This window comes from Micromonospora coerulea (assembly GCF_016598485.1).
GTDB classification, from domain to species: Bacteria; Actinomycetota; Actinomycetes; order Mycobacteriales; family Micromonosporaceae; genus Micromonospora; species Micromonospora coerulea.
In genome coordinates this window covers 105,348-131,450 of sequence record NZ_JAEMUW010000019.1, presented here as the reverse complement: position 1 = coordinate 131,450, position 26,103 = coordinate 105,348, and the positions used below count along the sequence as shown (strand labels likewise).

At 73.7% G+C, this 26,103-nt stretch carries 23 protein-coding genes, 1 other RNA gene and 2 pseudogenes; 6 read left to right on the top strand and 20 right to left on the bottom strand.

Annotated features, from left to right (window positions below; translation table 11 throughout):
• Window positions 1-252 (bottom strand): annotated as a pseudogene (locus I8N68_RS23530) (SAM-dependent methyltransferase); the annotation flags it as partial.
• Between the two features lie 214 nt (window positions 253-466).
• Window positions 467-879, bottom strand: an RNA gene (gene rnpB / locus I8N68_RS23525) — RNase P RNA component class A.
• Window positions 880-1,108: 229 nt separating this feature from the next.
• On the opposite strand from rnpB, the gene I8N68_RS23520 reads away from it, so the two are divergent.
• Entirely contained in the window at window positions 1,109-1,870 is a 762-nt protein-coding gene (locus I8N68_RS23520; RefSeq protein ID WP_200214169.1) for a sulfite exporter TauE/SafE family protein, read from the top strand.
• Window positions 1,871-1,955: 85 nt separating this feature from the next.
• Here I8N68_RS23520 and I8N68_RS23515 read toward each other — a convergent pair whose 3' ends face one another.
• Entirely contained in the window at window positions 1,956-3,188 is a 1,233-nt protein-coding gene (locus I8N68_RS23515) for an MFS transporter (RefSeq protein ID WP_200214166.1), read from the bottom strand.
• A 58-nt stretch (window positions 3,189-3,246) separates the two neighbouring features.
• Between I8N68_RS23515 and I8N68_RS23510 the strand changes: the two genes are divergently transcribed.
• Window positions 3,247-3,720, top strand: a complete 474-nt coding sequence (locus I8N68_RS23510) for a MarR family winged helix-turn-helix transcriptional regulator (RefSeq protein WP_200214164.1) — start codon at window positions 3,247-3,249, stop codon at window positions 3,718-3,720.
• Between the two features lie 51 nt (window positions 3,721-3,771).
• On the opposite strand, the gene mctP is transcribed toward I8N68_RS23510, so the two are convergent.
• The 7 genes from mctP to I8N68_RS23475 all read right to left on the bottom strand — a co-directional run bounded on the left by mctP (window position 3,772) and on the right by I8N68_RS23475 (window position 10,709).
• Entirely contained in the window at window positions 3,772-5,427 is a 1,656-nt protein-coding gene (gene mctP, locus I8N68_RS23505; protein WP_200214161.1) for a monocarboxylate uptake permease MctP, read from the bottom strand.
• Window positions 5,424-5,666: a DUF3311 domain-containing protein gene (locus tag I8N68_RS23500; protein ID WP_200214158.1), complete on the bottom strand. Its 243-nt coding sequence runs from the start codon at window positions 5,664-5,666 to the stop codon at window positions 5,424-5,426. Before I8N68_RS23500 ends, mctP begins: the two co-directional genes overlap by 4 nt.
• Window positions 5,667-5,903: 237 nt before the next feature.
• Window positions 5,904-7,124, bottom strand: coding sequence for a bifunctional RNase H/acid phosphatase (locus I8N68_RS23495; RefSeq protein WP_200214155.1), 1,221 nt, complete (start codon window positions 7,122-7,124; stop codon window positions 5,904-5,906).
• Between the two features lie 5 nt (window positions 7,125-7,129).
• Window positions 7,130-7,867 (bottom strand): zinc ribbon domain-containing protein, encoded by a 738-nt coding sequence (locus tag I8N68_RS23490; protein ID WP_200214152.1) that lies wholly within the window; start codon window positions 7,865-7,867, stop codon window positions 7,130-7,132.
• A complete protein-coding gene (locus I8N68_RS23485) occupies window positions 7,864-8,691 on the bottom strand; it encodes a Nif3-like dinuclear metal center hexameric protein (protein WP_372433813.1) in 828 nt (275 codons plus the stop codon). The genes I8N68_RS23490 and I8N68_RS23485 overlap by 4 nt, the downstream gene beginning before the upstream one ends.
• Window positions 8,692-8,884: 193 nt before the next feature.
• The gene (locus I8N68_RS23480; RefSeq protein WP_200214142.1) at window positions 8,885-9,466 is read right to left on the bottom strand and encodes a flavoprotein; all 582 of its coding nucleotides are present in this window, start codon (window positions 9,464-9,466) and stop codon (window positions 8,885-8,887) included.
• 16 nt (window positions 9,467-9,482) lie between these two features.
• A complete protein-coding gene (locus I8N68_RS23475) occupies window positions 9,483-10,709 on the bottom strand; it encodes a helix-turn-helix domain-containing protein (protein WP_200214138.1) in 1,227 nt (408 codons plus the stop codon).
• A gap of 243 nt (window positions 10,710-10,952) precedes the next feature.
• Between I8N68_RS23475 and I8N68_RS23470 the strand changes: the two genes are divergently transcribed.
• Window positions 10,953-11,624, top strand: coding sequence for a bifunctional DNA primase/polymerase (locus I8N68_RS23470; protein WP_200214136.1), 672 nt, complete (start codon window positions 10,953-10,955; stop codon window positions 11,622-11,624).
• A 366-nt stretch (window positions 11,625-11,990) separates the two neighbouring features.
• Here the strand turns inward: I8N68_RS23470 and I8N68_RS23465 are convergent, their stop codons facing one another.
• The 5 genes from I8N68_RS23465 to I8N68_RS23445 all read right to left on the bottom strand — a co-directional run bounded on the left by I8N68_RS23465 (window position 11,991) and on the right by I8N68_RS23445 (window position 18,248).
• Entirely contained in the window at window positions 11,991-12,713 is a 723-nt protein-coding gene (locus tag I8N68_RS23465; protein ID WP_200214205.1) for an FAD:protein FMN transferase, read from the bottom strand.
• Between the two features lie 89 nt (window positions 12,714-12,802).
• Window positions 12,803-13,372 carry an FMN-binding protein gene (locus I8N68_RS23460; RefSeq protein ID WP_200214133.1) on the bottom strand — a complete coding sequence of 190 codons (570 nt, stop codon included), beginning with the start codon at window positions 13,370-13,372 and terminating at the stop codon, window positions 12,803-12,805.
• Between the two features lie 15 nt (window positions 13,373-13,387).
• Complete coding sequence (locus I8N68_RS23455; RefSeq protein ID WP_200214131.1) at window positions 13,388-14,803, bottom strand: ferredoxin reductase family protein; 1,416 nt, start codon at window positions 14,801-14,803, stop codon at window positions 13,388-13,390.
• Complete coding sequence (locus I8N68_RS23450; protein ID WP_200214119.1) at window positions 14,800-16,179, bottom strand: DUF1501 domain-containing protein; 1,380 nt, start codon at window positions 16,177-16,179, stop codon at window positions 14,800-14,802. Before I8N68_RS23450 ends, I8N68_RS23455 begins: the two co-directional genes overlap by 4 nt.
• An 8-nt stretch (window positions 16,180-16,187) precedes the next feature.
• Window positions 16,188-18,248, bottom strand: a complete 2,061-nt coding sequence (locus I8N68_RS23445; protein ID WP_200214116.1) for a DUF1800 domain-containing protein — start codon at window positions 18,246-18,248, stop codon at window positions 16,188-16,190.
• Between the two features lie 472 nt (window positions 18,249-18,720).
• Between I8N68_RS23445 and I8N68_RS23440 the strand changes: the two genes are divergently transcribed.
• Window positions 18,721-18,978 carry a DUF3040 domain-containing protein gene (locus I8N68_RS23440; protein ID WP_200214113.1) on the top strand — a complete coding sequence of 86 codons (258 nt, stop codon included), beginning with the start codon at window positions 18,721-18,723 and terminating at the stop codon, window positions 18,976-18,978.
• On the opposite strand, the gene I8N68_RS23435 is transcribed toward I8N68_RS23440, so the two are convergent.
• Window positions 18,868-19,965 (bottom strand): SWIM zinc finger family protein, encoded by a 1,098-nt coding sequence (locus I8N68_RS23435; RefSeq protein WP_200214110.1) that lies wholly within the window; start codon window positions 19,963-19,965, stop codon window positions 18,868-18,870. The two genes, I8N68_RS23440 and I8N68_RS23435, sit on opposite strands and share 111 nt — an antisense overlap.
• Window positions 19,962-23,105: a DEAD/DEAH box helicase gene (locus I8N68_RS23430; RefSeq protein WP_200214106.1), complete on the bottom strand. Its 3,144-nt coding sequence runs from the start codon at window positions 23,103-23,105 to the stop codon at window positions 19,962-19,964. The genes I8N68_RS23435 and I8N68_RS23430 overlap by 4 nt, the downstream gene beginning before the upstream one ends.
• 63 nt (window positions 23,106-23,168) lie before the next feature.
• On the opposite strand from I8N68_RS23430, the gene I8N68_RS23425 reads away from it, so the two are divergent.
• Window positions 23,169-24,041, top strand: coding sequence for a carbohydrate kinase family protein (locus I8N68_RS23425; protein WP_200214104.1), 873 nt, complete (start codon window positions 23,169-23,171; stop codon window positions 24,039-24,041).
• A gap of 12 nt (window positions 24,042-24,053) precedes the next feature.
• Here the strand turns inward: I8N68_RS23425 and I8N68_RS23420 are convergent.
• Window positions 24,054-24,410 (bottom strand): annotated as a pseudogene (locus I8N68_RS23420) (mycothiol transferase); the annotation flags it as partial.
• A 79-nt stretch (window positions 24,411-24,489) separates the two neighbouring features.
• Between I8N68_RS23420 and I8N68_RS23415 the strand changes: the two are divergent.
• Entirely contained in the window at window positions 24,490-24,696 is a 207-nt protein-coding gene (locus tag I8N68_RS23415) for a DUF8847 domain-containing protein (RefSeq protein WP_200214100.1), read from the top strand.
• A gap of 10 nt (window positions 24,697-24,706) precedes the next feature.
• On the opposite strand, the gene I8N68_RS23410 is transcribed toward I8N68_RS23415, so the two are convergent.
• Window positions 24,707-25,858, bottom strand: a complete 1,152-nt coding sequence (locus I8N68_RS23410; protein WP_200214097.1) for a polysaccharide pyruvyl transferase family protein — start codon at window positions 25,856-25,858, stop codon at window positions 24,707-24,709.
• Entirely contained in the window at window positions 25,855-26,070 is a 216-nt protein-coding gene (locus I8N68_RS23405) for a hypothetical protein (RefSeq protein WP_200214094.1), read from the bottom strand. The genes I8N68_RS23410 and I8N68_RS23405 overlap by 4 nt, the downstream gene beginning before the upstream one ends.
• Window positions 26,071-26,103 lie beyond the last annotated feature (33 nt).

The window sequence follows — 26,103 nt, the reverse complement described above, 5'->3', positions numbered from 1 at the left end:
GGCGGCCACGTTGCCCGCGTCGTACTCAAGCAGGGTCCCGTGTAGCCGACGAGCATCAGGCCGTGAGGCAAGGACACCGATGAGGTCATGGCCCTGCCCCGCGCACGCGCTCACCACAGTCAGCCGCTCGCCCGAACGCTGATCAAGCCACGAGGCGATGTGCTGCTGCACCAGCCGCAGTCGACGCGACAGCGGGGAAGTTTCATCTGCGTAGGGTTCATGCCACGCCTGCCAGTGAGTCTGGGCGGTCATCTGGATCACCTTTCCAGAGCGGAGCCGACACGGATGCCCCGTTTGCGGACAACAGGCAGAGTGCAGGCCGCCATGGGTCGTCCTGCGGTGCCTGGGCCGTGTCCGGGCCGTTCGGGCCGTCGCGGGGCCGTCAATTGCCGACCAATGCTGACCACTAGCACTCAACAAAACAGCAGGTCAGCCACCATGCGAGGGCAGCTGACCTGGTGGGCGACGGACGAGTCGACCTGTACGCCGGATTCTGTGACCGACGCCGCCCCGGAGGGCGTCGTCGGCGGCGGCCATCCATCTCGGCCTGCCGTCGCCGGCAGGCTCCAGCGGCCTACCCGCAGACATCGGACGGGCAGCCCTCAAGCGTCTGCGCGGACCGTCATCTTGCGGTGACGACCCATTCTTGGCCTTGCTCCGGGTGGGGTTTACCGAGCCATCCCGGTCACCCGGGATGCTGGTGGGCTCTTACCCCACCGTTTCACCCTTACCGTCCCGTTTAGGGCCGGCGGTCTTTTTTCTGTGGCACTGTCCCGCGGGTCACCCCGGGTTGCCGTTAGCAACCACCCTGCCCTGTGGAGTCCGGACGTTCCTCGGCGACGGGCCGGAGCCCATCGACGCGACCGCCCGGTCGACTCGTCCGTCGCGCTCTCATCCTAACGACCCGACGGCCGCGCTCATTTCCGACCCGGACACGGGTGGCCGGCGGGGACGGCGGAGACCGGCCCTCCCCGCCGCCGATCACCAGTCCGACACCAGCCCTTCGCCGAGGAGCCGCTCACCCCTGCGCAGTGTCCCGGCTGCCGGTCAGCAGGTACGCGGTGCGCAGCAGGCGGCGCGGACGGGAGCGTACTAGCCTCTGGGGATCATGGACCTCTCCGACGCCGCGCTCCTGCTCGCCGCCGGTCTCGCCGCGGGCACGGTGAACGCGGTGGCCGGGGGCGGTTCCCTCCTCACCTTCCCGGCATTGATCGCGGTCGGGCTGCCGCCGGTTCCGGCGAACGTCAGCAACTCGGTGTCGGTCTTCCCCGGGTACGTCGCGAGCGTCGCGGGCAGCCGGACGGACCTGCCGCCCGGGCGGTCGTTGTGGCGCCTGCTGCCCACCGCGGTGCTCGGCACGGTGGTCGGCTGCGTGCTGCTGCTGGCCACCCCGGCGCGGGCCTTCGAGCTGGTGGTGCCGTTCCTGGTGCTGGGCGCGACCGCCGTGTTGGCCTTCCAGGATCCGCTGCGCCGGCTGGTCGGTCACCCGGCCGACCTCAGCCCGCACCGCCGGACCGTCACGGTGCAGGCGATGGTCGCCCTGGGCACCGTGTACGGCGGTTATTTCGGCGCGGCGCTCGGGGTGATGCTGGTCGCCGGCCTGGCCCTGGTGCTGGACACCACGCTGGCCCGGGTGTCCGCGATCAAGAATCTGCTCTCCGCCATGGTGGGGCTGACCACGCTGGTGGTGTTCGCGCTCTTCGGCCCGGTCAACTGGGCGGCCGTCGCGGTGGTCGCGCCGGCGACGCTGGTCGGCGGGTACGCGGGCGCCCGGCTGGTCCGCCGGCTGCCGCCGGTGGTGCTGAAGACCCTGATCGTGGTCTTCGGCACGACGATCGGCCTCTACCTGCTCTGGCGCGCGCTGCGCTGAGGCCTTTCGGGCGGCGGGCCCCGGACGCCGAGCCGCCCCGGCGCGACGCGGTACCGGGGCGGCTCGACCAGGGGCCGGGGGGAACTCAGTACGCCTCGCCGACCGCCTCCTCGGGGGCGTGCTCGGCGTCGCGGGCGGCGGAGTTCCAGCGGGACCAGAGCACCCGCTCGCCATAACCGGCGGCCATCAGCTGGGCGGAGGCCAGGTAGACCAGCACGCCGGCGGCGAGAACGGCGAAGCCGACCCAGAACGGCAGCGCCAGCCCGTGCTCGGCGAGCTTGCCGGAGATGATCGGCGCGGGCGCGGCGGCACCCCAGCGGACCAGGTTGAACGCGCCGGTGGCCACCCGCCGGTCGCGGGAGCCGAGGCCGAGCGCCAGGTCGGTGAGGTTGGCGTTGGCCAGGCCCATGCAGAGGCCGGCGAGCACCAGGACGACCAGCGACTCGGCGGTGGAGCCCGAGGTGGCGAAGAGCGCCATGCAGACCAGCAGGCCGGCGATGGCCACGCCGACGGTCTGCACCGCGCCGATCCGGTGCGCGAGCCGGTGCCCGATCACCAGGATGCCGGCGGCCAGGCCGAGGCCCCAGGCGGTGAAGGCCAGCCCCAGCGGCACCACGTCGAGGTGCAGGAAGAGCGGCGTGTAGCCGAGCACCACGAAGAAGACGAAGTTGTAGGCGGCGGTGACCACGCAGAGCGCGATGAACGCCGGCCTGCGGTAGGTGGCGAAGATCTGGCCGACCCGGACCGGCGCCTGCCGGTTGGCCGGCTCGCGGAGCTTGCGGGCCGCCACCACCAGCGCGAGCACCATGAAGAGGCCGCAGACGAAGAACGGCAGCCGCCAGCTCACGTGGCCGAGCAGGCCGCCGAGCAACGGCCCGACGGCGAAGCCGAGGCCGAGGGCGGTCTCGAAGAGGCCGACCACCCACTCCCGGTCGACGGCGAGGTTGACCAGCACCACCATCGCGGTGGCGAAGAACATCGCGTTGCCCAGTCCCCAGACGCCGCGCAGCACGGAGAGCTGCACGATGTTGTCGCTGAACGAGGCGAGGATGGCGGCCAGGCCGACCACCGAGACACCGGTGATCAGCACCGGCTTGAAGCCGAACCGGCCGCTGGCCAGCGTCGCCGGAATCATGCCGACCGCCATCACCGTGATGTAGGCGGTGAAGAGCAGCTCGACCTGCCAGGCGGTCACCCCGATGTCCTCGCCAATGGCCGGCAGGATGGGGTCCACCACGGCAATGCCGGCGATGGCGAGGAAGGCCACCAGGGTGGTGGCGTAGATGGCACTGCGGTTGGGTTCGGATCGCCGATCCACTCCGCGCCTCCAGACAGATAGCTGTATCGTACAGGTAGTTCTGTTGTATCATACAGCTATGACGGACGAGCACACCGCGGACCGGGACGAGCTCGCCCTCGGTCGGATCGAGACCGAGGTCGCGCTGCTGATGCGCTTCGGCGAGGCCACCCGGCGGGGCACCGGCACGACGGAGCACCGGCTGCTCGACCGGGCCGCGTACGTGATCCTGCGGCATCTGGCCAGCGTCGGCCCACAGAACGTCTCGGCGCTCGCCGCGAAGCTGAACCTGGACGGCTCGACGGTCACCCGGCAGGTCTCCGCGATGCAGCGGGACGGCCTGATCGCCCGTACCCCCGACCCGACCGACGGCCGGGGCACGGTGATCTCCCCCACCCCGGCCGGACTCCAGCGGATGGCCGCCGTCCAGGCGGCCCGCACCCGGCTCTACGGCGACATCCTCGCCGCCTGGTCCCCCGACGACCGGGACAGCCTCGCCGAGCTGCTGCACCGGCTCAACCAGGCCCTGGAATCCCGCCCCCGGCCCCGCTGACGCGCGCAACGGGGCCCCCGGCTCAACAGCCGGGGGCCCCCTTCGCTCACCTCAGGCGACCGGCTCCCGGGCGGAGTCGGCGTCCCGCTCGGCACCGGGGACGACCCGGGGGTCGCCCTCGTCGGCGAAGTAGTCGTCCGGCGTGGTGTGGTCCACGCCGCCCGACACCTTCGCGGCCCGCAGGACCAGGGTCAGCAGCGCGGCCACCACCAGGTTGACCAGCACCGCCACGATGCCCACGTAGATCGTCTTCTTGGTGTCGAAGCCGAACTCGGAGAGCGGGAAGGCCGAGCCGGCGAAGTGCTTCTTCCCGGTCGCCGGGTTCGCGATCTGGTAGAGCATCCACATGCCCATCGCCATGCCGGCCGCCCAGCCGGCGATCAGCGCGGTGCGGTGGAACCAGCGGGTGTAGAGGCCCAGCGCCACCGCCGGCAGCGTCTGGAGGATGATCACGCCGCCGATGAGCTGGAGGTCGATGGAGAACTGCGGGTCCAGGAAGACGATGCAGGCCACCGCGCCGACCTTCACCACCAGCGAGGTGATCTTGGAGACGTTCGCCTCCTGCGCCGCAGTGGCGTCCCGCTTCAGGTACTCCTTGTAGATGTTGCGGGTGAACAGGTTCGCCGCCGCGATCGACATGATCGCCGCCGGCACCAGCGCGCCGATGCCGATGGCCGCGTACGCGACGCCCGCGAACCAGTCCGGGAACTGCTGGTCGAACAGGAGCGGCACGACCGTGTTGCCGTCCACGCTGCCCTGGGTCGCCCCCGGCAGCGGCTTCACCCCGGCCGCGATCGCCATGTAGCCGAGCAGCGCGATCAGGCCGAGCAGCAGGCTGTACGCCGGCAGCGCGGACATGTTCCGCTTGATCACGTCCCGGTTCCGGCTGGCCAGCACGCCGGTGATGCTGTGCGGGTAGAGGAAGAGCGCTAGCGCGGACCCGAACGCCAGCGTGACGTACTGGAGCTGGTTGTTGGCGTTGAGCAGGATGCCGTCCCCAGGAGCGGGTGACGCCTTGAACTTCGCGTCCGCCGCGTTGAAGATGTCGCCCCAGCCGCCCAGCTTGTACGGCAGGTAGATGATCGCCACCAGGATCACGATGTAGATCAGCGAGTCCTTGACGAAGGCGATCAGCGCCGGGGCGCGCAGGCCGGACTGGTAGGTGTAGGCGGCCAGGATGGCGAACGCGATGATGATCGGCAGGTGCCGGGCGATCGTGCTCTCCCCGGTGACGCCCATCGTCTTGAGCACCGCCTCGATGCCGACCAGCTGCAGCGCGATGTACGGCATGGTCGCGAGGATGCCGGTGATCGCGACCAGCAGCGCCAGGATCGGCGAGTCGAACCGGTTCCGGACGAAGTCCGCCGGGGTGACGTAGCCGTGCCGGTGCGACACCGACCAGAGCCGGCAGAGCACCAGGAAGACCAGCGGGTAGATCACGATCGTGTACGGCACGGCGAAGAAGCCCATCGCACCCGCGCCGAAGACCAGCGCCGGCACCGCCACGAAGGTGTACGCGGTGTAGAGGTCACCGCCGACCAGGAACCAGGTGATCCAGCCGCCGAAGTTGCGGCCGCCCAATCCCCACTCGTCCAGGTGGGCCATGTCCCGCGGCGCCCGCCAGCGGGCGGCCACGAAGCCCATCGCGCTGACCAGCAGGAAGAGGAACGTGAAGACGATGATCTCGGTCAGGTGAGCGCGCATCACCGGTCACCCCGCTTCTTGGTCATCTGGTAGACCAGCGTGGTGGTGGCCACGCCGAGGATGATCCAGGCCAGTTGCAGCCAGTAGAAGCGCGGGAAGCCGAACAGCCGGGGTGAGTCGGCGTTGAACAGGGCCGGGATGAGCGGCACCACGATCGGTATGAAAAGCAACCAGTTCCAGGGACTGTGGTCCTTCGCCCTGGATCGCGCCGTGGTCGGCGCCTCCGGTTCGGGTGCTGCCATGTGACACACCTCCGGGAAAGTCGTAACTAGCCATGTGACGGCCGGAGGCTACGACCCTGTGAGCGCAGTCACGTTCGACGGTGCGAAGGAGATGCGCCGAACGGCCCCCCACCTGCGCCGAACGGCACCCACCCACCCCCAACCCACCCCAGCCCCGCCCGTGCACATACAGAGAAAGAGTGGCCATTCCGCGGGGAATGGCCACTCTTTCCGAGAAAGTGCACGACGGGGGCGGGGTTAGAGGTTGGTGAGGTGGGCGGTGTCGTTGACCGCGCGGACGGCTACGCCGCCGTCGGGGTAGAGGTCGAGCAGCGAGATGCCGGCCGTGTCCAGGTAGAGGCGGTGCAGGAAGGCGTCGCCGGCGGCCAGGGCGTCGCGCAGTACCAGCTTGACCGGCGAGACGTGGGAGACCACCACGACGGTCTCCCCCGGGTACGCCGCGCGCAGCCGGTCGACCGCCCGGCCGGTCCGCTCGGCGACGGCGACGAACGACTCCCCCTCAGGCGGGGCGATCCGGGTCGAGGCGAGCCAGGCGTCCAGCTCGCCCGGCCAGCCCTCGCGTACCTCGGCGAAGGTCCGGCCCTCCCAGAGCCCGAAGTCGCACTCGATCAGGTCGTCGTCGGGGCGTACCGGCGGGTTGCCGACGGCGGCGGCGATCGCCTCGGCGGTGGCCGTACACCGGGACAGCGGCGAGCTGACCACGGCCGCGACGGACGGGGCGAGCGCGGCCACCCGGGCGGCCGTGGCCCGGGCCTGGGCCCGGCCGCGGTCCGACAGCGGCACGTCGCCGCGGCCGGAGTAGCGCTTCTGCACGGTCCGTTCCGTCTCGCCGTGCCGGACCAGGATGAGCCGGGTGGCCTCCTCCGTCGGGCGCGGCTCCCAGGACGCCGGGATGGTGGCCGGATCGGTGCCGCTGGCGCGCCCGATGGCCACCCGGGCGGCCACCTCGCGGGCGGCCGCGCGGGCCGCCGAGTCGGGGCCGGCGACCTCGCGCGGCGGCTCCACGATCCGGGGCGGCGCGACAGTGGCCCGGCTCGGGGCCTTGCCGGCGGCGACGTCCATCGCCGCGTTGGCCAGGGCGTCCGCGTGCTTGTTGCGCTCCCGCGGGATCCAGCTGAACCGGACGCTGTCGAACCGGCCGACCAGGCCGGCGGCCTGCGCGGCGAGCGGCCGCAGGCCGGGGTGCTTGATCTGCCAGCGGCCGCACATCTGCTCGACCACCAGCTTGGAGTCCATCCGCGCCTCGACCTCGGCGGCGCCCAGCTCGGCGGCGGCCTCCAGCCCGGCGATCAGGCCGCGGTACTCGGCGACGTTGTTGGTGGCGGTGCCGATCGACTCGGATCGCTCGGCCAGCACCGCACCGGTCGCCGGGTCCCGGACCACCGCGCCGTAGCCGGCGGGGCCGGGATTGCCCCGGGACCCGCCGTCGGCCTCGACGACGACCGCGCGCACCGCCACGGCGGTTACAGCCCCGACTCGTTGGTGCGCACCATGATCCGCCGGCACTCCTCGCAGCGGACCACGTCGTCCGGGGCGGTCTTGCGGATCCGGGCCAGGTCGGCGCCGGAGATCTCCAGCCGGCAGCCGCCGCAGCGGGCACCGGTGAGCAGCGCCGCGCCCAGCCCGGTGTCCTCCCGGATCTTCTCGTAGAGGCCGACCAGGTCGGCCGGGAGGTCGCTGGCGAGCGGCTGGCGGGCGGAGCGCTTGAAGTCCTCCTCCTTGGCGATCTCGGCGAGGCTGGCGTCCCGGCGCTGCTCGGCCGCGGCGCGCCGCTCCCGGGTCTCGGCGAGGCGTCGCTCGATCCCGTCGAGCACCCCCTGCGCGGTCTCCCGCTGTTCCATCAGGTCCAGCTCGGCGTCCTCCAGGTCGCTCTGCCGGCGGTTCAGCGAGGCCAACTCGTGCTGGAGCGCCTCCAGCTCCCGGGCCGGACCGCCGCCCGCGGCCAGCCGGGCCTCGTCCTTGCTCTTGCGCGCCCGCACCTGGTCGACGTCCTTCTCCAGCCGGGCGATGTCCCGATCCAGGTCGTCGACCGCCACCTGGGCGCGGACCCGCTCGTCCTCCAGCGCGGACAACTCCCGCGCCAGGGCCTCCAGCTCCGCCCGCTCCGGCAGCGACCGGCGGCGGTGGGCGAGCTGGGCGAGCGCGGTGTCGATCGCCTGCAGGTCGAGCAGGCGGCGCTGCACCTTCGGGTCAGCCTTCACGGGCGGGGCTCCTTGTCCGGTCGGGGTGCGGCGGCATGCACGGTCCACGGGTCGGTGTCCAGGTCGGACACCACGGTCTCGACGCTCAGCGCGTCCCGGAGGTGGGCGGCCAGGTCGTCCAGCCAGGGTCGTTCGGTCGCCCAGTGGGCGGCGTCCAGCAGGGCGGGGCCGCCGGCGGCGAGGTGCTCACCGGCGGGGTGGTGGCGCAGGTCGGCGGTGAGGAACGCGTCCACCCCGGCGGCGGTGGCCTCGGCGAGGAAGCCGTCCCCGGAGCCGCCGCTGACGGCGAGGGTACGAACCATACGCCCGGGATCCCCGGCGGCGCGAACTCCCCAGGCGGTGACGGGCAGCACGGCGGCGGCGTGCCGGGTCAGCTCGGCGAGGGTCATCGGCACGGGCAGCTGTCCGATCCGGCCGATGCCCCGCCCGGGGGCGTCCGCCGGGGAACCGGGGCGCGGCCGGTGCAGCGGGCGGAGCCCGGTCAGCCCGAATCGGGCGGCCAGGGCGTCGGAGACGCCGGGATCGGCCACGTCGGCGTTGGTGTGCGCCACGTACAGCGCCACGTCCGCCTTGATCAGCCGGTGCACGATCCGGCCCTTGTACGTGGTGGCGGCGACCGAGGAGACGCCGCGCAGCAGCAGCGGGTGATGGGCGACGATCATCTCGGCCCCGGCGGCGAGCGCCTCGTCCACCGTCTCCGGCACCACATCCACCACGCAGGCGATCCGGCGTACCGGGGTGGTGGGCTCGCCGAGCACCAGGCCGACCCGGTCCCACTCCTCCGCCCAGGCGGGCGGATAGCGGACGTCCAGCGCGGCCACCACGTCGGCCACCCTGGGCGCGGATCGCGTTGTGCTCACGGCCGGCCAGCTTACCGGCGCGGGCCGTGACACACGCCCTCGACCACCGGGACGCGCCCACGGCACGCCGGAACGCCCGGCCGACGGGCCGTCCCGCGGGGCCCCGCCGACCCGCTCGGCCACGAGGTCGGGACGCCCCGGCCCATCGGTGCGCGGCTCAGCCGACCGGGGCGACCGGGCGGCGCACCCCGCGCAGCGCGGCCAGGCCGGCCGCCCACGGGAAGGCGTCCTGGTGGCGCTCGGCGGTGCCGGGCGGGTGCAGCGGGACCACGTGGTCGCCGAAGACCACCGCCACCCCCCACTCTTGCAGCCGGGCCAGGCTGGCCCGGAACGCCGGGTGGGCGGCCATCGCCACGTTCGTGTACGGCACCGCGGCGATCGGCAGCCCCAGCCCCTGCCCCTCGATCAGCAGCCCGAGGGCGAGGGTGTCGGTGATCCCGACCGCCCATTTGTTGACCGTGTTGACCGTCGCCGGGCAGACCAGCATCGCGTCGGCCGCCGGCAGCACGTCGGGGTCGCCCGGGTTCTTGTAGTGGGTGCGGACCGGGTGGCCGGTCTGCCGGGCCAGCGCGGTCCGGTCGACGAACTTCGCGCCGTCCGGCGTGGTGACCACGCAGACCTCCCACCCGTCCTGCTGGGCCAGCTCGACCAGCCGACCCACCTGCCGCGCCAGCGGCGAACCGCAGGCCACGACGTAGAGCACCTCCCGGCGCCCGTCGCTCAGGTGCGAACCGTTCATCCGACCGGCACCACAGTCACACTCCTACTCCCATGTGCCCAGCCAACTCCGCGATCGGCGGAGGCGGCGCACCCCGTGTGCGACGGAGCACGTCCGCCATCACCTCATGGGCGATCGGCCGGCAGCGGATCTCGGACGGCGCGAGCCGGTCGCCGCGCAGCAGCATCTCCCCCGCGTTCGCCACGTCGCCGAGCTGCGTGTAGCCGCGGGCGATGTCGAGCAGGTGGTGGGCCCGCCGCTCGGGCAGCAGCGCGTTGAACGCCGGCTCGGGGATGGCCTGGTGGATCTCCACGGCCCGGCCGCCGTCGCCCAGCTCCACCGCGGCGGCGGCCCGGTGCAGCTCCAGGTTGGTCGGGCCGAACGACGTCCAGTAGTGGTTCTGGTCGCCGCCGAGCAGCGTCGCCGCCTCCTGGGCCCCGGTGAGCAGGTCGTCCACCGTGGCGGAGTCGCCGATCCGGGCGGCGGCCATCGCGCCCTGGAGCAGCAGCATGCCGTAGACGGAGAGCCGGCCCGGGGAGGCGTCGTTGCCGCCGCCCGGGGCGAGCCGGTTGGCGATGTTGACGTTGAGTTCCAGCGCCGGCCGGGCCCGGCCCATGGCCACCAGCGCGTTACAGACCCGGGTGGTGGCGATGCCGGCCAGCAGCTGGTCGTCGGCCCGCTGGGCGACCGCCATCGAGCGGTCCGCGGCCAGCCAGGCCAGCTCGCACTCGCCGAGCTTGCGCAGCACCGAGGAGGCGATCTGGTAGACCTGCCCGAGCAGGTGCGCCGACTCGCGGGCCTGGTCGCCGCCGTAGCCGGCGTCGGCCGCCTGGGCGTCGCGCAGCAGCTTGGGCAGGGCGCGGGTGAGCATGCCGTAGCGGCCGTACTGGTAGGTGAGCCAGGCGTGGTTGACGGCCTTGCGCATGTCGGCCAGCGGCGGCGGGTACGGCGCGGCGTCGAAGTACGCGCTCATCGAGTCGTACCGCTCCAGCGCGGCGCGGATCTCCTCGACCTCGACCTGGTCGATGCAGTTCAACGCGTCGGTACGCCGCTCCGGGTCCTTGCCGAGCAACAGTTGGACGTCGACCTGGAGGATGTCGGCGATCTCGTAGAGGACGGAGAACTTGTCCAGCCGCCGAACGCCGCGTTCGACCTTGTCGACCCAGCTCTTGGATTTCCCCAGCCGGTCGGCGAAGACCTGCTGGGACATCTTGCGCCGGCCGCGCCAGTAGGCGACCCGGCGCCCTATCGGCAGTTCGTCCATCTCCGCATCCCTCCCCTGCCCGCGCCCGGTGGCGTTCCCCCGGTCGGCCGGCGCGGCGACGCCTCGGTCTCCAGGTTTTCGCTGGTCGCACACTCTGTGCGTCAGCCGTACAGCCAGTCCTCGTACTTTTCGTGCAAGTTGCATGAGCCGTTTCGTCAGCTCAACGATCGCGGGTTACGGCAGTGACGGCGCTCGACATGTGACGTGGGGACAGCCCGGGCACGGCGAGAGGAGATGGCACACATGTGGGGGAATGTCGGACCGCGCGTCGCTCACCTGTCGCCCCTGGAGCGGGTCCGGCTGCGCCGGGTCGCGGTCCGGTACGCCGCGCACGGCTGGGCGGTGACCCCGGGCGCCTGCCTGGCCAACAGCCGCTTCGTCTGCGGCCGGGCCGGCTGCCCGACGGTCGGCTGCCATCCCGCCCTAAAGAACTGGGAGCACGGGGCGAGCGCCGACCCGGCCCGGGTGGCCACCTGGTGGCGCAGCCGCCCGCACGGGGTGCTGCTGCCCACCGGGCGCTCGTTCGACGTGCTGGAGGTCTCGGCGCACGTCGGCCGGCACGTGCTGCACGCCGTCGCGACCCACCCGGCCGGCTTCGGTGTACGCGGCCCGGTCCTGGTCACCCCCACCGGCCGGTGGATGTTCCTGGTCCGCCCCGGCGACCCGCTCCGACCCGAGCTGGAGCTCTGCTTCCACGTGGTCCGGCACGGTCCGGGCTCGTGGATCGCCGCGCCGCCGACCCGGCTGCCGGAGGGGATCGTGCGCTGGGCCGTCGCCCCCGAACAGGCCCGCTGGCAGCTGCCCGACTCGTACCTGGTGCAGAACGCCATGATCGACGCGCTGCGCGCGGCCGGCGTGACGCTCGCCTCCGACCTGCTCCCCGGCCAGCTGCCGCTGCCCCGGCGCGGCTGGTGAGGGCCGGCCGCTGGCGGCGGCCCGGTGGGGCAGCCGCCGCGGGCGACCGGTGCCCGCCGGCCGGTACCCGCGGCGGGACGGTCGCCCCCCGGGCGGGTGAACGACCGCCTCCGGACAGCGTCCCCGGCGACGTCGCCTTCGTTAACCGGATGACGGCGCACCGACGCCAATGAGCGGGGGTAGATCATGTCCAGGGACGACGCGGCACGCCACACCGGCGGCACCGGACCAGCGCGGCCCGGACGCCGCCCCTACGGCTGGGCCGGCACCCGCCCCTGGGGCACCCGCCCCGGCCGCCCGCGCCCGCTCGGCTCCCGGCCCGCCATCACCCACCGCCCCCTGCGCTGACCCCACCCCCGGGCCCGGTCAGTCGGTGACGGGAAGGCGGGTGGAGTGCAGGAGGCGGCCGTCGTCGGTGACCACCGCGTGCAGGTGGTCGGGGAGGCGGTCCAGCCAACCGATCCCGGACCGGCCCATCGCCACGGCGGCGGTGGCGTACGCGTCCGCCACACCGAGGTCCGCGCCGACCACGGTGACCGAGCGCAGGCCCGGGGCGGGCGTGCCCCGGCGGGGGTCGAGCACGTGCTGGCCGCGCTCGTAGACCCCGGAGGTGGCCACCGCCAGGTCGGTGCCGGTGAGCACCAGGCAGGTGGCCGCCGGGTCCCACGGGTGCCGGATGCCGATCCGCCACGGCTCGCCGGTGGCCGAGTGGCCGCGTACCCGCACGTCGCCGCCAGCGTTGACGCAGTGGTTGACGGCGCCGGCTGCGCGTAACCGGTCCGAGGCGACCTGCGCCGCCCAGCCCTTGACGTAGCCGGACGGGTCCAGCCGCCCGGTGGCGTACGCGTCGAAGAAGCCGTCAGTCGCGCCCCAGAGGTCGGCGCAGCGCTCCAGCACCCACCGCAGCTCCGCCGACGCCCCGGCGAGCGGCAGCTCCCCCCGATCGAACCGGCGCACCTCGCTGTCCTCGCGGTAGGTGCTGAACCGGGCGTCGACCGCGCGGAGCCAGCGGAAGGTCTCCTCGGCCAGCTCGTGCAGCGTCGCGGCGGGCAGGTCGTCGGCCAGGTCCAGGCTGATCGCCGTACCCATGATCTGCTCGACCCGCCGCAGGCCGGGACGGCCGCGCGACGCCGCCACCTCGGCCACCTCGGCCACCTCGGCCACCTCGGCCACCCCGGTCAGGCCCGGTCGATCGCGGCCTGGAGCGACTGCTTGTACGCGGTGCTGGTGTAGGTGGCCCCGGAGACGGTGTTCAGGTTGGCGCTCTGCTTCGCCACCACCTCGCCGGAGGTGCCGCTGTAGCGGGCCTGCACGTCGTCGGCGCGCAGCCCCGACTGCCCGCCGACCGGCATGCCGAGGGCGGTGGCGTCGACGATCCGGCTCCCGCTCAGCGTGATCCGCACCTGGAGCGAGCCGTACTTGTAGGTGACCGTCGGCCCGGTCACGGTGCGGGTGGTGCTCGACTTCGGCGCGCTGGTGGTGGGCCGCGGCGCCGCCGTCGTCGCCCGGACGGTGGCGGTGCTCTTCGTCGGGGCCGTGGTCCGGCTGGGCCGGGTCGACCGGGACGGCGCGGCGGGGTCCGGGGTGACGCCGGGCGCGGCCGGTCCCCCGGACGCTCCCGGCACCACGGACGCCTGATCGGCGGGGAGGTCCTGGGCGACCTGGCTGGTGCCCGGGCTGCCCTTGAGCACCACCAGCGCGGTGGTGCTGGCGGCCAGGCCGGTGATCGCGAGGAGGGCGCGACGCATTCCAGGAGTGCCTTTCTACAGCTCGAAGGTGGCCAGGTGGATCTGCCGGCGCGGCACGCCGGCCCGGCGCAGCACCCGGACCGCCTCGTCGACCAGCCCGGACGGCCCGCACAGGTAGACGTCGCGGCGGGTCAGGTCGGGCACCATCCGGCGCAGCCCCTCCGGGCTCATCACCTGGCGCGGGCCGGGATCGTCGCGGGATCCGATGACGTACCAGACGGAGGTCCGCCGGGCCTGGGCGAGCCAGTCCAGCTCCGGGTGGAGCAGCACGTCGGCCGGGGTACGGGCGCGGTAGATCAGCGCGGCGCCCGGGGGCAGCTCCTCCAGCATCGCGCGCAGCGGGGCGATGCCGCTGCCGCCGGCGATCAGCAGGGCCCGTTCCCGGGTGCGGTGCGCGGCGGTGAAGGTGCCCGACGGGCCCTCCGCCCAGACCCCGGTGCCCGGTCGCAGGTCCCGCAGGTCGGCGGTGTGCCCGCCGACCACCTTGACGGTCAGCCGCAGCCAGCGGCCGTTGGCCGCGGCGGAGACCGAGAACGGGTGCGACTGCCACCAGCCGCCGGCGTTGAGGAAGCGCCAGCGGAAGTACTGCCCGCCGAGCATGTCGATCTGGTTGAGCCGGCGGCCGGTCAGGTAGATCGAGATGGTGTCCCGACTCTCCGCCACCACGTCCGCGACCCGCAGCCGGTGCCGCAGGTTGAAGCGCAGGGGGGCGACCACCCGGCCCCAGATCAGCGCGGCGAGCACCAGCAGGTAGGCGCCGATCCAGCCGGTGCGTACCGGCCCGGGCTCGAAGAGCTGGGCGCCGTTGCTGAACTGGTGGCCGAAGCCGAGCAGCAGGGCGGCGTAGCTGGTGAGGTGCAGGTGGTACCAGAGCTCGTACGGCAGGACGGTGCGGATCGCCCGGATGGCGGTGAAGCCGACCGCCATCATGATGCCGGCGGCCACGAACGCGGAGACCATGTCCTGGTAGTCGCGCAGCAGCGAGCCGACCTCGCCGAGGATCGACTTCTCCTCCATGCCGGCGTAGGCGACCACGATCAGCGAGAGGTGCGCGAGCACCGCGACGAGCAGGGTCGCGCCGAGGTCGCGGTGCAGGCGGGAGATCCGCTCCCCGCCGACCCAGCGTTCCAGCGCGCCGAGGCGACTCATCATCGCCACCTGGACCAGCAGCAGGTAGCCGGCGACCAGGCCGGTGATCCGCCCGGCCGCGACGAGCACGTCGGTGGTGTCGGCCAGCGAACCGGCCGGGGTGTCCAGCCACCATGGCAGCACCGCCGCCACCAGGCCGAGCCAGAACAGGGTCGCCAGCGTCCGCCGGCCACCGGGTCCGCGGCGGGGCGGCGCCGGGGCTACGGGGGCAGCCGAACGGCCGCCGTACGGGAGGGAACTCCCGGTACGGCGGCCGGCGGCGTGGGTGTCCTGATATGTCACGCGTACAACTTCATGGGTACGTATTTCTGCCGGGGGAAGACCTTGTCCACCTCCGCCGTGGTCAGTCCGAACCGGCCCTGCGCCACGGATCCGTAGACGTTGAACATGTTGTTGTACTCGGGTACGTCACCCGAGTCCAGCTCGGTCAACCCGTTCCAGGTGCCGAGCAGCGAGCCGGCGAGCCGGCGACCGGACAGGATGGTCACCACCCCGCCGTGTCCGTGGTCGGTGCCGCCGCTGTTCGAGGCGACCCGGCGGCCGAACTCGCTGGACACCATGATCGTCACGTCGGCGGCCCGGTCGCCCAGGTCGGTGAAGAACGCCGCCATCGCGTTGGCCAGCTCGTTGAGCTTGCGCCAGAGGTTCCCGCCGTCCTGGGTGCCCTGGTTCTCGTGGGTGTCGTAGCCGCCCATGCCGACGGTGGCGACCCGGACGTTCGCCCCGCCCTTGATCAGCTGGGCGAGCTGCTGGAACGCGTACCCGACGCCCTCGTACTTCACCCCCGCGGCGGCCTGGTACGGCTTCGCGGCGAGCTTCTGGGCGGTGGCCAGCGCGCCCATCCCCTCGATGACCGCCTCCTCCACCGGGTGGTTGATCCCCGTGAACAGCCCCTTGATCGCCTTCTCGGTGGCCGCCCGGTACTTGTCGCCGCCGTTGAGCCGCAGCTCGCCGACGCTGTTGAGGGAGAGCGCGCCGTTGACGCCGACCAGCGAGCGGGGCAGCGTGCTGCCGATGCCGACGCTGCGGAACGCGGTGCCCTTGCCGAGCGCGTCGACCAGGCTGTCCAGCCAACCCCGGCCGCCGGTCTCGCCGGGCAGGCCGCCCAGGTTGCAGGCGTCCGAGGCCTGGAAGTGGCTGCGGGACAGCCGGGGATCGGAGACCGCCGGGACGAAGCCGAGCTGCCCGGCCTTGAGCCACTTTTCCAGCGGGGCGAAGGCGCTGGTCAGCTTGAAGCCGCGGCCCACGGCCAGCGAGTCGTTGCCGAGCAGCAGGTCCGGGCGGGCCTTGCGCAGCACCGGGTCGTCGGTCGGGGCGACCAGGCTCAGCCCGTCCAGCCCGCCGTAGAGGAAGACGTGGATCAGGGTGCCGGTCCTGGTCGCCGCGAAGGACGCCGAGGTGGTGACGAACTGGGCGGTGGCCAGCGCGGTGGCGGTGGCGGCGGCGCCGGCGACGAAGGTCCGCCGGGTGACGCCGCGCCCGTCCTGCTGGGCCTCCTCCAACTCCTCCAGCCGGCGGTACCGGTCCGCCTCGACGGCGTTCTCCGCGGCGGCGATGTCCGCCTCCGCGCGCAGCAGCGCCTCGGTCGGGTTGTCCGCCAGCCGCCGCACGTCGGGGCATTCGGGGTGCAGGGGGAACGAGTACAAAGTCTTCTCCATCGAATGCCTCACCGGAGGTGGTGCTGGGGGGAAGCGAGGATCGTCCGCGCGACGGCGGCGATGGCCCCGTTGAACGTGGCGTCGACCTTCGCGGTCGCCGGAACCCCGGCGACGCCGAGGACCAGCGCCTTCTCCTTGGCGCTCAGCTTCTGGTGCACCAGCCGCCTGGCCAGCGCGTCCACGTACGCCCCGGCAGTCGACGGCGGGTTCGCCACCAGCTTCTCCGGCGCGGTGTAGGTGAACTGCTTGCGCCAGCCGCCGAGCAGGTCGCCGGCCTCGTTCCAGCCGTCGACCATGGTCCCGGCCGAGGTCCAGGCGACGTAGACGTCCGCGTACCCGTCCGGGGTGGGCTTGCCCATCGGGTACTGGCCCAGCTCCCGCATCTTGTCCTGGATCTGCCGCAGCCCCTGCGCGTACGGGGTACGCCGGTTGTCGCCGGCGAACCCGGGGCACGCCTCCGGCCGGACACCGAGGGTGCGGTAGGTGGCGACCAGGTACTCCATCGGCCGGCGCACCTTCTGGCCCACCGCGGCCCAGAACTCCGAGGAGCTGAACAGGGTCATCAGCACCGGCTTGATCAGGCCCTGGTTCGTCGCGTACGTCTTGGCGAGCCGGTCCACCAGGGACTTCGGCGGGGTGTCCGAGACGAAGCGGGTGGCCAGGCTCTGCGCCACGTACCGGGCGGTCGAGGGGTGCAGCGCGAGGTAGGCGAGGTACCTGTCGATCACCGCGTCGGCGGCCTTCGGGTCGGCCGAGCTGTTCGGGTGGCTGAAGCCGAGGATCTTCACCTTGCCGACGTAGTGCCGGTCGGCGTGGAAGACGTACCTGCCGTCGGCGACGCCGCGGCCGGTCTGCAGCAGCGCGGCCTGGCGAACGTCCTTCTCGGTGTACCCGCCATCGACGCCGACCGAGTACAGCTCCAGGTTTTCCCGGGCCAGGTTCTCGTTGACCGCGTCCTTACGCGAGTCGACCTGGTTCAGGTAGAGCAGCAGCGCCGGATGCCGGTTCGCGGCCATCAGCATCTCGGGGTAGCTGCCCAGCGCGTGCTTGCGGATGACCTCCCGGTCGAAGGAGTTGCGGTAGATCTCCCCGCCGTCGAAGTCGGCGGCGACGTGCAGGAAGTCGTTCCAGAAGTCGACCATCACCTCGAAGAGCTGCCGGTCGGACCAGATCTGCCGGGCGATGGTCGCGTCGACCGTCTCCCGCTCCGGCTGGGCGCCCCGCTCGTTGAGCTGGTCCCGCTGGTCGCGCAGCTGCTGCGGGGTCAGCTTCAGGGTGGGCAGCTCGGCGAGCTTCAGCTCCGCCTTCGTCGGCGCGATCTTCTCCGGGTCGAGCTGCCACCGGATCCAGCCGTCGATGCCGAGCCGCTTGAGGTCGGCCAGCACCTTCGGGGTGGCACCGAAGGTGGCTCGGCTGGCCAGGTGCCGGACCGGGTCCTTGGCGAGCACCGTCCTGACGGTCACCCGGGTCGCGGCGGCGGCCGCCGCCGGGCCGTCGAAGATCCGGCCGCCGGTCGGCGAGTTGCGCTTCAGCGCCGCGCCGGCCCGGGAGCCCATGTAGCTCTCGTTCTGCTCGGTGTAGGTGCGCACGGTGCTCGGCTGCTGGCCGCTGGGGCGGGCGGCGGTGCCGTCGGTGACCACGGTGCCGGTGGCGTCACCGGCCACCGGGTCGTCGCGGAAGAGCGCGCGCACCTGGGGCGTCATGGCGAGGGCGGCCCCGCCGGCGACCACCGCGGCGCCGCCGAGCGCGGCGAGGGCACGCCGCCGGCCGGTGCGGCGACCGTGGTCGCCGTCATCGTCCAGGTTGGGCAGTCCCGGGGCGGGCGCCGGGGCGTAACCCTGGCGGCCGAAGCCGTCCGGGCCGACCCACTGGGCGCCCTGCGGGGGCAGCGTCGTGGTACCGCCGGGGTACCCGGTCGGGCGGCCGTAGCCGGCGGGCGCGCTGTGACCGGCGGGGCCGTACGTCGCGGCGGCGTCCAGGTCGCGGTACCCGTCCGAGGTGGGGTGCTGTGGTGCGTCCCACCCACGGTCGTCCCGGGGTCGACGTGGTGGCACATTCTGGTCGGCCATGTACCAATCCCGTTTTCTTCGAGCGCCGGCCTGCCTGGGATCGGGGAGGACATCAGGGGCGGCGACTGTTGCCGGAGGAGTTGCTACGGCAAGGTAGCCAGGCGATGGATGCCGCTCAAGGCGGGTCGACGGCGCCCGCGAGGGCACTTAAGACGGTGCTCATGCCCCCGTCCGGGCGGCGGTCCGGCCCCGTCCGGGCGGGGTCTCCCCAGCAGGCCGACATCGGCCCGGAACGCCGGGACGTAACGTTTTCGGCCCTCGTGACGCTGTTCGCCGCGTTCGATGGCACAGGCAAATTTAAGGTTCGGATAAGCCTGCGCTGAGGTGTCCGACCGGTGCTTGGGCCGCTGCGCACAGCTCGCTGCCGCGCCGCCCCCCGGCAAGGCGAAAACAGCGGCAGGAGCGGCGCGTGACCGGGCTCCGTTGCGGGTATGCCGCCGAACCGCTGAAGCCGTGAGGGGAAGGCACCGCCATGCTCAGCAAAGAGGATCAGCGCAGGTTCGAGCAGATCACCCGCCAGCTGCGGGAGAGCGATCCGCAGTTCTTCGCCCGGCTGGACCACCGGGCGCGCGCCCGTCGTGGCCGGTACCTCATGCTGTTGACGATCGTCCTGTGGGCCTCACTGCCGGCGATGACCGTGCTGGCCGGGCGGCTGGCCGGCGCCATCTGCGCCGTGGTGCTGGTGGCGAACGCCGGGCTCATGTGGCGGTTCCGACGACGCTGGCTGTAGCTCCGCCGGCCCGGCGGCCCCCCGGTCCGCCCGCGACCGGCCGAGGTGTCGGTAGGCCCGGCGCAGCCGTTCGAGCAGACCCGGGCCGCCGATGACCGGCGCCGGCGAGCCGAGCTGACGCAGCAGCAGGTCGGGAGCGGTCGCCAGGGTCGGCGGCCGGTCGGGCAGCGGCACCGGCGCCACCCAGAACCGGTCGACCGGGTCGGCCAGCGACGGCGCCGGCAGCCCACCGAGCACCCGGGCCGCCCCGGCCGCCGGCGCGACACCGTCCACGGTGGGATCCGGCGAACCGTCGGCGGCCGGCGCCGGTCCGGGCGGCGAGAGCGGGCCGGGCCCCACCCCGGCCGAACCGCTCGCCGTGGCCGGCGCACCGGTGGGTGCGCGCAGCGCGCGGAGCCGGTCGAGCAGCTCGGCGCGGCCCCGACCCCGCCAGTGCAGCAGCTGGAACGGGTCGGCGTCGAACGCCTCGGCGAGCAGGTAGAAGGTGGCCGCCAGGTGCTTGCACGGCACCGCGAAGTCCGGGCAGCCGCAGCGCTGGGTCAGCTCGTCCACTGTGGCGGGGAACAGCGGCGCGCCGGCCGCCGTGAACAGCTCCTCCAGCTCGGCCGGGAGATCGCCGGCGAGCAGCCGGGCACTGAAGAACGCCTGCGCGGCGAGGTCCGCCTCGATCCGGGCCCACACCTCGGGCGGGTACGCCGCCAGCCCGATCCGCACCGGGTACGGGTCGGGCCGGGAGCCCTGCACGGTGGCGGTGACCAGACCGGGAGCGACGTCGAGCTGGAGCACCTGGCCGCGGCGCGCGTACGCCCGGCCCCGGGTGAGCCGGGTGCCGAGGGCGAAGGACTCCAGCACCTCCAAAAACCGGCGGGACCACCAGGACTGCCCTATCGCGCCCCGGGTGCTGCGCGCCCGCAGCCCACCCTCGACCCGGCGCGGCGGCCCGAACTCGGTGAACCGCCCGGTCGACCCACTGTCCGGCGTGGTCACTCGACCACCGCCCCGGACTCCAGGGCGAACAGCTCGCGCAGCGTGTCGGTGGAGAGCTCGGTGACCCACTGCTCGCCGCTGCCCACTACCCGACCGGCGAGGCTCCGCTTGTCGGCGATCATGGCGGCCACCTTCTCCTCCACCGTTCCGGCGGAGACGAACTTGCGGACCTGGACGCGGCGGTGCTGGCCGATCCGGAACGCCCGGTCGGTGGCCTGGTCCTCGACGGCCGGGTTCCACCACCGGTCGACGTGCACGACGTGGTTGGCCGCGGTGAGGGTGAGCCCGGTGCCGCCGGCCTTGAGGGAGAGGACGAAGAGCGGCGGCCCGTCCGGCGACTGGAACCGGGTGACCATGGCGTCCCGGTCGGCCTTGCCCACGCCGCCGTGCAGGAAGAGCACCTCCCGGCCGACGCGGGCCGACAGGTGCCCGCGCAGCATGCCGCCGAACTCCGCGTACTGAGTGAACAGCAGCGCCTTCTCCCCCGCGGCGAGGACCTCGTCGACGATCTCCTCCAGCCGCTCCAGCTTGCCGGAGCGGCCGGGCAGCGGCGAGCCGTCGCGCAGCAGTTGCGCCGGGTGGTTGCAGACCTGCTTGAGCCGGGTCATGGTGGCGAGCACCAGACCCCGGCGCTCCATCCCGTCGCTGGACTCGATCTTCGCGAGCATGTCGTCGACCACCGCCCGGTAGAGCGCGGCCTGCTCGGCGGTGAGGTTGCAGAGCACCTCCATCTCCAGCTTCTCCGGCAGGTCGGAGATGATCGACGAGTCGGTCTTGAGCCGGCGCAGCACGAACGGGCCGGTGATCCGGCGCAGCCGGCCGGCCACCTCGTCGTCGCCGTGCCGCTCGATCGGCTCGGCGAACGTCTTGCGGAACGTGGTCGCCGGGCCGAGCAACCCGGGATTCGCGAACTGCATGATCGACCAGAGGTCGGCCAGCCGGTTCTCCACCGGCGTACCGGTGACCGCGACCCGGTGTCGCGCGGGCAGCGACCGGACCGCCTCGGCCTGCCGGGTCGAGGCGTTCTTGATCGCCTGCGCCTCGTCCACCACCACCCGGTGCCAGTCGATGCCGGCCAGCGCGAACGCGTCCCGCGCGGCCACCGAGTAGGTGGTCAGCACCAGGTCCGCGTCGTGCACGGCCGTCCGGAACTCCGCCCCCCGTGCCCGCTCGGCCCCGTGGTGCACGTGTACGCGCAGTCCCGGCGTGAACCGGGCCGCCTCCCGCTGCCAGTTGCCGACCAGCGACATCGGACAGACCAGCAGGGTCGGCCCGGTCTCCGGCGGGTCCCCGGCCAGCAGGGCGAGCAGTTGCACCGTCTTGCCCAGCCCCATGTCGTCGGCGAGGATCCCGCCCAGCCCGAGCGACTGGAGGAAGGCCAGCCAGGCCAGTCCCCGCCGCTGGTAGGGCCGCAGCGTGCCGTGGAATCCGGGCGGCGGGTCGGCCGGGGTGAGCCGCCGCTCCGCCTCCCCGGCGAGCAGCTCGCCGAGCGCGCCGTCGGCGGTGATCTCCAGCACCGGCAGCTCGTCGGCCGCGTCGGCTTCCGCCAGGCCCAGCCGGAGCAGGTCGGCGACGGTCAGCTCGCCGGCCGAGCGGAGCAGCCGCAGGCCGGCGGCGAGCCGCTTCGGGTCCAGCTCGACCCAGCGCCCGCGCAACCGGACCAGCGGCGACTTCAGCTCGGTCAGGGCGGCCAGCTCCTCGGCGGTCAGCGGCTGGTCGCCGAGGGCGATCTCCCACCGGTAGTCGACCAGGGCGTCCAGCCCCAGCGCACCGGAGGTGGCGGCGACGGTGCCCGGGGCGGTCCGGCTGCGCGCCCGCAGCCGGGCGCCCAGCCGGCTCGACGGCCGCCGCCACCAGGACGGCAGGAGCACCCCGAAGCCGGCCGCGTGCAGCACCGGGGCACCCTCCCGCAGGAAGCGGTGCGCCCCGTCGGGGTCCAGCTCCATCCCCTCCGGCGTCGCCGTCCGCAGGGCGTCGTCCAGCTCCGGCCAGAGCCGGCTGGCCCGGCCCAGCTCGGCCAGCAGCGTCTCCTGCGGGTCGGCCAGGTGTGCGCCGAGCCCGGGCAGGCGCTCCGGTTCCCGCCACACCTGTCCGGCGTCGACCAGCAGGCCCGGCTCGGCGGCGGCCTGCAACCCGAACTCGATCCGCCACCGGCCACCGTGCGTCACCACGCCGTCCGGGTCGGCCGGCACCACCAGCAGCGCGTCGGTGATCTCGTCCGGTGCCGGCTCGACCAGCCGGAAGCTGGCCCGCACCGCGCCTCCGGCGGCGTCGCGCTGCCACTGCTCCAGCTCGGTCCGGAGAACGTCCAGCGCGGCCCGGTCGGCGGTGAAGTCCGGCTCGCCGGTCAAGGCGGCGAGCCAGGCCGGGACCGGCCCGGAGGGACGCATGCCGCGGGTGAGCACGGTGGTGGCGAGGGCGGCCCGGGCGGCCGCGTCGGTCAGGGCGTCCAGGGCGTCCGCGACCAGCAACCCCGGTCCGGGACCGCCGTCGGCTGCCGCCCGGGCCGCCGGGGGCAGGGCGAGGGCCAACGACCGGGCCCAGGCGGCGTCCGTCCCGGTGAGCAGCGGTCGCCACACCGCCCGGGCGGGCACCTCTGCCGGCCCGTCGGTCGGCGGGCCGGCCGCCGGCTCGGCCACGCCCGGCAGGATCCGCCCACGGGCAACCAGGTCGGTGGCGAAGCCGGCCAGCTCGGCGAGGTGCCGCAGGGCCGCCCCGGGCACCACCGGACGACCGTCGACCGCCGGCGCCACGGCGGGAGCGCCGCCGGCCGTACCGGGATCCCCGCCGAGGGCGCGCAGCAGGTCGAGCGCGCCGTCCGGCGGGTACGTCAGGGCGGGCGCCCGCCAGCCGGCCAGGGTGACCGGGCCGCGGCCCGGCTCCCCGACGGTGGTCCGCACCAGCTCCGGTGAGTCGAGCGGCGAGCCGGCCCGGGTGGGGAGGGTGAGCAGGACGGACGTGGCGCGGGCGGGCCGGTCGCCGAGCGCGGCGGCCAGCGTGGCGGGACCGGCGGCGAACGGATGCGGACGTTCGCGCGGCGCCCGGCCGGGGCGGCGGGGCGCCCGCGCCGGCAGGGTGCTGTCCTCGGCCCAGACGGCGAGCCCGACGCCGGGCAGCCACACCCCGTGGATGACCAGCACGCACTCCCCCTCGTCGACGCCCGGGCCCAGGATAGGCGGCCCCGGCCGGCTACTGTCGGCGCCATGTTCGATCTGCTGGTGATCGGCGGCCTCGGGGTCGACGTGCGGACCCGGGTGCCCGCGTTGCCGTTGCCGGCCGCGGATTCGCTGACCGTGCCCCCCATCGACCTGCGGATCGGCAACACCGGGGCCGGGGTGGCGCTCGCGGCGCACGCGCTGGGGCTGCGGGTGGCCCTGGTGGACGTGCTCGGCGCCGACCCGGCCGGCGACGTCGTCCGGGCGGCGCTGGCCCGCACCTCGGTGCACGCCGTGCTCGCCGACGCCCCGGCCGGCACCCGCCGGTCGGTCAGCCTGGTCGACGACGGCGGCCGGCGGATGTCCCTCTACGACCCGCGCCCCTGGCAGGGGCCGCCGCCGTTCCCGCCGGACGCGCTCACCGCGCTGGTCCGGGACGCCGCCCACGTGCACGTGTCGATCATGGACTGGGCACGCGACGTGCTGCCGGCCGTGCGCGCCGGGCTCGCCGCCGGCGCGACGCTCTCCACCGACCTGCACGACTGGGACGGGGACAACCCCTACCACCGCCCGTTCGCCGAGGCGGCGGACCTGGTCTTCGTCAGCGGCGTCCGGCTGGCCGCGCGGTCCGGGTCGGTCGCGGCGGCGCTGGCGCCCCGAACGGTCGTGGTGACCGGTGGGGAGGCCGGCGCGACCCTGCACACCCGGGAAGCGCCCCCGGTACGGGTGCCCGCGGCGACCCCACCCGCCGCGGTGATCGACACCAACGGCGCCGGTGACGCCTTCGCCGCGGGCGTCATCGCCGCTCGCCGGCGCGGCGCCACCCTGACCGGCGCCGCCGGGTACGCCGCCCGGGTCGCCGCCGCCGCCTGCACCCACGACGGGATGGAGTACCCGGCCGGCCTCCTGCCCGGGGACTGAGCCCGGGGCCGGTCAGAGCGCGCCGGTCTCGCCGTCGGTCAGCTCCCGCAGGATGTCGGCGTGGCCGGCGTGTCGGGCGGTCTCCTCGATCAGGTGGACCATGATCCAGCGCAACGACACCTCGCCGAGCTGCGGGGGTGGCACCACGTCGGCCAGGTCGAAGCGGGCGGCCACCGCCCGGGAGCGGGCGCAGGCCGCGGCGTACGCCACGGCGAGCCGATCGACGGTCTCGGTGGCGTCCAGGGTGAAGCTGGCCTCCGCCTCCGCCTCCGTAGTCAGGTAGACGTCGCCGGGTTCCGGTGCGAGCAGGCAGGGAAACCAGTTCCGTTCCACCAGCGCCAGGTGCTTGAGCAGGCCGGCAAGGGTGCTCGGACCCTAGCCCCGTTCCGGCCAGCGCGCTGGCCCGCTATCCGCTGCGGGCCGGCGATCTCCGGGGCAGGATGGGCCCATGGCATCCACGGTGCAGATCCCCCTGGTGGGCGGGACGGCCGACGGCGAGACCGTCACCGTCGAGCTGGACAGCAACGGCCGGCCGCCGCTGACCCACCACCACCTCGGCCCGGAGGGGCTGGCCGAGGCGCAGATCTACGAGCTGGAGTCGGACCACGCGGCGGGCCGGCCGTGGATCTACACCTTCCGTGGGCCGGCGGTCTGACCCGCCCGGCTCAGCCCGCGTTGATCCGGCTCAGGCCCCGGGACCGGATGCTCTCCAACACTCCCCGGGTGACGTGGGAGGTGCCCCGGGCCTGCTCGCACACCTCGGCCACCCGCCGGGCGGTCTCCGCCGCGCGCGTTTCCCGTTCGTCCCAGAGCCGGTCCACCTCCGCCAGCAGCGGGCCCTCCACCTCGCGTTCCACGCCGCGCAGCGCCGGCACCCCGAGCCGCTGGGCCAGGTCGAAGACCTTTCCGGCGTACGGCAGCGGCAGGAACGGCGTACCCACCATGGCGGCGAAGATCAGGAAGTGCAGCCGCATGCCGACGGCGAGGTCGAAGTGCCGCATCAGCCCGAGGACCTGGCGGGGCGAGTAGTCGCCGTGCAGGACCCGGCCCCGCTCGGCGGCGATCATGTGTGACATCACCCCGTGGGAGTGCCGGATGTCGTCGCGCTCCATCGGTACGAAGAGGACGTACGCGTCGATCCGGTGCACCAGGAAGTCACTGATCTGCGCGAGCAGCCGGTGGTAGCCGTCCACGTCGAGCCGTTCCGCGGCGCGGCCCGGCTCCCGGACGCTCAACCCGACGAGTTGCTTGCCCGCCGGCACCCCCTCCTCGCGCAGCCAGCTCTCCGGGAACTCCTCGGGCTGGAGCAGGAACGCCGGGTCGGCGGTGACCGTGATGGGGTTGGTCAGTCCGGCCTCCTCCAGCACCATCCGGGACTCCTGGTCCCGGACGGTGACCTCAATCGCCCCGGCGAGGGTCTCCCGGACCATGCCGGTGTCCACCCCGTCGCTGAGTGGTCCGACCCCCACCGCGTACGTGAGCAGGGGCAGGCCGCGTTCCTGGGCGACCCGGACCACCCGTAGGTAACGACGGGCCTCCCGGTCGTAGAGGATCCCGCCGCCGCCCAGGATCAGCAGGTCCAGCTCGCCCAGGATCAGGGCGGAGTCGGCCCGGCTGACGCCCTCCCAGGGCACGGCCTCGACGTCGGGATGGGCCAGGGAGGTGTGCGCGGGGTTGCGGGAGAAGACGATGATCCGGGCCCGGGGCTCGTGGTGCCGCAGGTCGGCCAGGAGTCCGCTGAGGATCGCCTCGTCGCCGAGGTTGCGGCCCCCGTACGAGCCGAGCACACCGATGGTCATTTCGGCGCCATCCGTCATCCGTCGCTCCTCCCCAGGTGCGTCCCGGGGCGGTTTCCCACTGCGCCGGTGGACATACCTAAGGCGTCGATCAAGCAGTCGTCGGCGACCAGCCGGGACACCAGGGCGGAAATCACCTGATCGGTGTCGAAGCCGGCCTCGAAGTCGTCGGCGTACCCCCGGGGCGGCTCCAGGCGGCCCAGCTCGGCCAGAACGGTCGGGTCGGGGGGCATCGGTGATCCTCCGCTACGCCACGACGCCCCGGT

Excerpts from the sequence above, each read along its gene's own strand:
- I8N68_RS23480 (WP_200214142.1), bottom strand. The coding sequence starts at position 9,466 with ATGAACGGTTCGCACCTGAGCGACGGGCGCCGGGAGGTGCTCTACGTC.
- I8N68_RS23425 (WP_200214104.1), top strand. The coding sequence starts at position 23,169 with ATGTTCGATCTGCTGGTGATCGGCGGCCTCGGGGTCGACGTGCGGACC.
- I8N68_RS23460 (WP_200214133.1), bottom strand. The coding sequence starts at position 13,372 with ATGCGTCGCGCCCTCCTCGCGATCACCGGCCTGGCCGCCAGCACCACC.
- I8N68_RS23520 (WP_200214169.1), top strand. The coding sequence starts at position 1,109 with ATGGACCTCTCCGACGCCGCGCTCCTGCTCGCCGCCGGTCTCGCCGCG.
- I8N68_RS23405 (WP_200214094.1), bottom strand. The coding sequence starts at position 26,070 with ATGCCCCCCGACCCGACCGTTCTGGCCGAGCTGGGCCGCCTGGAGCCG.
- I8N68_RS23500 (WP_200214158.1), bottom strand. The coding sequence starts at position 5,666 with ATGGCAGCACCCGAACCGGAGGCGCCGACCACGGCGCGATCCAGGGCG.
- I8N68_RS23410 (WP_200214097.1), bottom strand. The coding sequence starts at position 25,858 with ATGACGGATGGCGCCGAAATGACCATCGGTGTGCTCGGCTCGTACGGG.
- I8N68_RS23475 (WP_200214138.1), bottom strand. The coding sequence starts at position 10,709 with ATGGACGAACTGCCGATAGGGCGCCGGGTCGCCTACTGGCGCGGCCGG.
- I8N68_RS23445 (WP_200214116.1), bottom strand. The coding sequence starts at position 18,248 with ATGGCCGACCAGAATGTGCCACCACGTCGACCCCGGGACGACCGTGGG.
- I8N68_RS23465 (WP_200214205.1), bottom strand. The coding sequence starts at position 12,713 with ATGGGTACGGCGATCAGCCTGGACCTGGCCGACGACCTGCCCGCCGCG.
- I8N68_RS23470 (WP_200214136.1), top strand. The coding sequence starts at position 10,953 with ATGTGGGGGAATGTCGGACCGCGCGTCGCTCACCTGTCGCCCCTGGAG.
- I8N68_RS23510 (WP_200214164.1), top strand. The coding sequence starts at position 3,247 with ATGACGGACGAGCACACCGCGGACCGGGACGAGCTCGCCCTCGGTCGG.
- I8N68_RS23450 (WP_200214119.1), bottom strand. The coding sequence starts at position 16,179 with ATGGAGAAGACTTTGTACTCGTTCCCCCTGCACCCCGAATGCCCCGAC.
- I8N68_RS23440 (WP_200214113.1), top strand. The coding sequence starts at position 18,721 with ATGCTCAGCAAAGAGGATCAGCGCAGGTTCGAGCAGATCACCCGCCAG.
- I8N68_RS23415 (WP_200214100.1), top strand. The coding sequence starts at position 24,490 with ATGGCATCCACGGTGCAGATCCCCCTGGTGGGCGGGACGGCCGACGGC.